This is a genomic window from Rhizobacter sp. P3_B12, from assembly GCF_056402895.1.
On the sequence record NZ_JBFUGN010001446.1, the window covers coordinates 1 to 1,100 of the forward strand.

1 protein-coding gene is annotated in these 1,100 nt (G+C 67.1%); it reads left to right on the forward strand.

The window, feature by feature from the left end:
* Window positions 1–1,100: FG-GAP repeat domain-containing protein (locus AC1D01_RS35960; protein ID WP_477874488.1), on the forward strand; the 1,100-nt coding region annotated here is incomplete at both ends.

Genomic DNA, 1,100 nt, shown 5'->3' on the forward strand with positions numbered 1-1,100 from the left:
CGACTGGAGCCTGCGCGAGATCCGCTACACCGGCAGCGCCACGCAGGCGCCGGCCCACAAGATCGTCTTCAGCTACGTCGACCTGCCGGCGACAGCCCCCACGGGCAAGTCGCACGACCGCCGCGAGGCCTGGGTGGCCGGCAGCAAGCAGCTCAACATCCAGCAGCTCGTGCAGGTGCAGACCTTCTCGAATGCAGATGTTTCGCCGCTGAAGATCCGGACCGTGCGGTTCGCCTACGACAACGGCCCGGTGACCAACCGCAGCCGGCTCGTGCGCATCACCGAATGCCTGGGCGTGGCCGAGTCGGCGTGCCTGCCGCCGACCACCTTCGACTACGCGCCCGGCGGCGGCGAGGCCTACCAGCGCAATGCGGCTTTCGCCGCCAGCGCGATGGCGACGCTGACGCTGCAGAGCACGGTGATCGGGCTGGCCGGCAAGCGCTATTCGAACGCTGGCGTCATCACCGCCGACTTCGACGGCGACGGCAAGACCGACATCATCCGCTGGTCCGACAACCCGGCGCTGAACCAGCTCTACCTCAGCAACGGCGACGGGACGTTCCGGCAGGCCGGCAATTTCAATCTGGTCGGAGCAGATCAGTGGCTGTACCACAGCAACGGCTGCTTCAGCACGCGGGTGGCCGACTTCAACGGCGACGGCCTGCCGGACCTGCTGCGCTTCAGGGACAGCCACGAGACCACGTCGGTGAACATCACCACGGCGTGCCCGGCCGTCAACACGGAGCTGTACCTCAACAACGGCGACGGCACTTTCCAGCGCAAGGCCATCACCGGCGTGACGCTGCTGGAGCACGCCAGCCAGGACAGCTACCTCACGAGCCACGGCGAGGTCCAGGACGGCTTCGGCTGGACCTCCGGCTACACCTTCTACCTGCTGGACATCGACAACGATGGGCTGATCGACATCGTCACCGCCTATGTGCCCAGCCAGGGCGTGGTGATCGATCCCTCCAACGACCCGTGCGCGGCCACCGTCTGCACCCAGGTGTTCAAGGGCGACGGGCAGGGCGGCTTCGTCGAGCGGCCCACCAACGTGACGAACAAGAACCTGTACTCGCCGCCGCAAGGCCCGTATGCGC